Here is a 3,743-nt window from a genome sequence, read left to right as displayed (position 1 = left end):
TTAAACGTACGGCTTTCTCTATTTGGGAGATATGTATGCGCATGTCTTCCTTTATGCTCAGGAACATATCGTATAGGTCTTTATTCTGTTCATATAGGGTATTTTTGGGTGTAAAGCGTTTCATCTCTCTCTTATCTCTGTAAATAGATAAATACTCTACCGTCAGGAAAGAACAACCGGCCAATTCCATTCCTCTGATTACCGCCTGTACGTATTTATCTTCCGTCTCCAAATACTCTTCCCGGGTAAACCGCTTTCCGTCATAGATTTCTCCTATATCAGATGATGAGGTCCATTCATCCTTTCTATAAATGCCTCGTTCGTCATAATTTTCCGGTGCATACTTGACGATCAAATCCGCAGTCCATCTCCATGAATCGTCATACTCTTTTTCCAGTTTCATAACATTGCTAAAAAATATTTTATTGCAAGCCTTAGAGAATCTCTTGTCCGAGTTCTTGTCATCTCGGATTGAAATACAGACCGATTTTCTCGATCTCTTTTTTAAGAATGCATTTATCTATATTACTGTTGAACGTCATATAATAGTCGAACCCGAATCGGACATAAAAATCTTTTTTCTTGTTGGTCAGATCACAGTCCATAAACTCCCTTAAAATTAAACGTACGGCTTTCTCTATTTGGGAGATATGTATGCGCATGCCATCCTTTATGCTCAGGAACATATCATATAAAGCTTTATTTTGTTCATGTAAGGGATCTTTGGGATCTTTGGGTGTAAAGCGCTTCATATTTCTTTTATTTCTATGAATAGACAAATACTCTACTGTCAGGAAAGAACAACCGGCCAATTCCATTCCTCTGATTACCGCCTGTACGTATTTATCTTCCGTCTCCAAATACTCTTCCCGGGTAAACCGCTTTCCGTCATAGATTTCTCCTATATCAGATGATGAGGTCCATTCATCCTTTCTATAAATGCCTCGTTCGTCATAATTTTCCGGTGCATACTTGACGATCAAATCCGCAGTCCATCTCCATGAATCGTCATACTCTTTTTCCAGTTTCATAACATTATTTCTTTATTCTATTTAGATTTTCATCGAATGTTCCCATTCGCTTGTCTATGCTATTAAGATCTTTTATTGTTTTTCCCATTTTCCAGATGCCTCCGTTATGTCCGTCGATATCCGGAGATATATAATTTTTTCCGTTGTAGAAAATTTTAGATTTATGCCGTTCATTGATCAGCCTGTACCCTTCCGGGATTTTGACGGTTATTTTTATCCCCTTTTCTCCTTTTCCTTGGATAAAAGTGATTTCGTTTGCTTTGGATTTTCCTCTGTTATATCCTTCATTCCGGTTCTTGTTTCCGTTCGCCATTAGTACAGCCCCGGTACTTGCTGTTGCAGTACCTGCTCCCACAAGGGTCTCTCCGACGACGGCCGTCGGTAATCCGGCAATGGCAGCCGTCCCGCCGCTTACGGCCGTAACGGCCAGTCCGGATACGGCGATCGCTCCACCCATTGCCATGCCACCGCCTCCGGCATCGATCATGCCGCTTCCCAAAACGATAGCCGCATTGTCGACATTGCGCAGAGCGTTATTATAGTCGTCCGGATCTGTCGGGCTATAACGGTCTCTTAATTCGCCTGTCCCGGGAATAATGTTTGTCAACAAGCCGATTCCGAATCCGACGACTTTGTCTTTCGGGTCTCTTCCGTCCGGATCGACGAATCTGACCGGATTATTCAGCGCATACGCATAAGGCGATATAGAGTAATATCTCTCACAGTTCGGATCGATGCTCATACTTGTTACATCGGGGGAAATCCCCGGAACGGATTCATCGATGAGCCCGATAACCTCTCCGGTTTTCGTATCGAACAGTACCGATCCGATCTCTACCGTACGGTTGCGGTCATGAAACTCGGGATTTTTACTGAACGATGCGACCGAAGCCCGGATTCCTATTTCGGCAAACGGATTTTCGTTGCTCTTGTTGTCTTGCGCCCAAGTTGTCAGGCAACAAAAGGCGAACAGTAGGGTAGATAAAAACGCTTTTCTCATATTATTGAGTTTAAAACTTTAATTTCATTAGAATAAATGCTGCATCTCGGCATAATCGGTCGAAAAAATCCGTCGTTTCCGCTCTCGATTTGCAGTTTATTTTATAATCTGTATGAACGGGGAACGAGGATGCCGTTTTTCTTTCTCCTTTTCCTGTTCTATATGTTTCAGCCAACGGTCATAGACTTCAGGCGGTATATTTTCGTACCCTGTATCGTCTATTTTACGATATATTTCCTGCATGTGTTCGTAGTGTTTGTATGCTTCGGGACACATCTCCCTCATTGCTTGGGGAGTCGGTATATTCAACAGACGGGCAACTTCCATAGTCAGTCGTGTTTCATAATTTGCTTCCAGAATCAACGCGTCCAAGGGAACTTTCATATATTTTTTTGCTTCTTCGGCACATTTTAAAATAAAAGGGTCATATCCGTATTTTAACAGGTAATAGCGTCCGAGCAGTGCGACTATCGAAGCCAGCGTCTCTTTTTTGTCCAAAGCAGAGAGGTACAGGCCGCTGCGGATCGCTTCGGTCTTGATGAAACTATGGTTCATGTAATGGTAGTCGGACAGTATATATCTGCATGTAATTTCCAAATTGTACCATTCTCCGTTATTCCCCCGTATTTTTACCAGACTGTGATGCGGAGCAAAAGATAAATAGGCCTCGGAGCCCAATCTTTCGGCAAGAATCATATATAGTAAAGGCATAGAATGACATTGTCCCCGGTTAGTTGCCAGTAATGTGGTTATGAAGTGGCTCGTAAAATTTTTTTCACTTCTGTAATCATCCAGATTATACTGTACGGGGTAGTGGATGATCTGTTTTTCCGTACCGGGCAGGCAAACGGTAAAAGTATCGGTCATTAGGCTGTAGAGTACGGCGTTTTTGGTGAAATCATCGGATGTTTTCTTTTTCAGTTCATTGAGTTTCCAATTGCACAAATCTATTCGTTTTTGTAGAGATGCTTCGAACGCATTGTAGTTCATCGTATTTTCTAAAAATGCGTTTTCAGTGATAAATATGGCTCTTCCCAAATTCATGGGGAGCGAATCGTGAAGCATTCCGCATAGTTCGTCGAATGCCGAATAAAAACATGCAGTTCCTTTCTCTCTTGCCCATGACGGAAATCCGTGATCGAGCAATTGCCTTGCCAGTTTCATGGCATTTTCTCGTTCTTTTATATGAGCAGTTGCCTCTTCGATAATCTTTCGGTTGATAAGATTCCTGCGATGTAATATCTCAGAATCGTAATCGTATGTGTCTGTGTGGTGCGGGTGACGGATGCCGGGATATGAATAACCTCTTGATGATGAGGGCTCGTTTCCTATTCGAATATCCGGTTTCAATGTCGCCGGTTCGGGCGGTCTTGGTGTAATGTCGGGAAAGCCTGAAAACTGGGAGAATGCAGGCAATGCCGGTAAGATAATTAAAATCAGTATCTGTATTTTGATTTTCATGGAATAAAAATTTAAGAACCTGTCTTAATTTTCCGACAAAAAAATATTATCAGGTCATTTTTGCGTTTTCTTCCGGTCTCTTTTCCTGTTTTCCCTCGTCAGATAGCCCGCTATCCTCCTTGTAAAAACAGAAAAATATCCTCGAAAGAAACTCTCAAACCTGACCTGGGCAAAATTCAGACAGGCTTTAAGGTTCATAAAAATAATTATTTTTATATTTATATGCAAGAATTAAGTAAAATATTTTATTG

General features: G+C 41.7%; 4 protein-coding genes. All 4 read right to left on the bottom strand.

Annotated features, from left to right (window positions below):
* Window positions 1-403, bottom strand: a 403-nt coding sequence (locus AC1WHX_RS11115) for a hypothetical protein (RefSeq protein WP_481229363.1), incomplete at its 3' end; no start/stop codon positions are given.
* Between the two features lie 58 nt (window positions 404-461).
* Window positions 462-1,031, bottom strand: coding sequence for a hypothetical protein (locus AC1WHX_RS11110; protein ID WP_481229361.1), 570 nt, complete (start codon window positions 1,029-1,031; stop codon window positions 462-464).
* A 4-nt stretch (window positions 1,032-1,035) separates the two neighbouring features.
* A complete protein-coding gene (locus AC1WHX_RS11105; RefSeq protein ID WP_303117260.1) occupies window positions 1,036-2,031 on the bottom strand; it encodes a toxin C-terminal domain-containing protein in 996 nt (331 codons plus the stop codon).
* Window positions 2,032-2,127: 96 nt separating this feature from the next.
* Window positions 2,128-3,492 (bottom strand): hypothetical protein, encoded by a 1,365-nt coding sequence (locus AC1WHX_RS11100; protein WP_303117257.1) that lies wholly within the window; start codon window positions 3,490-3,492, stop codon window positions 2,128-2,130.
* Between the last annotated feature and the right edge of the window lie 251 nt (window positions 3,493-3,743).

This window comes from Coprobacter sp., assembly GCF_982436375.1.
Note: the sequence above shows the minus strand (reverse complement) of the source record. Positions and strands in the feature narration are given on the sequence as shown.

What these genes read in the sequence shown, in the direction of transcription:
- AC1WHX_RS11110 (WP_481229361.1), bottom strand. Translation starts at nt 1,031, where the DNA reads ATGAAACTGGAAAAAGAGTATGACGATTCATGGAGATGGACTGCGGAT.
- AC1WHX_RS11105 (WP_303117260.1), bottom strand. Translation starts at nt 2,031, where the DNA reads ATGAGAAAAGCGTTTTTATCTACCCTACTGTTCGCCTTTTGTTGCCTG.
- AC1WHX_RS11100 (WP_303117257.1), bottom strand. Translation starts at nt 3,492, where the DNA reads ATGAAAATCAAAATACAGATACTGATTTTAATTATCTTACCGGCATTG.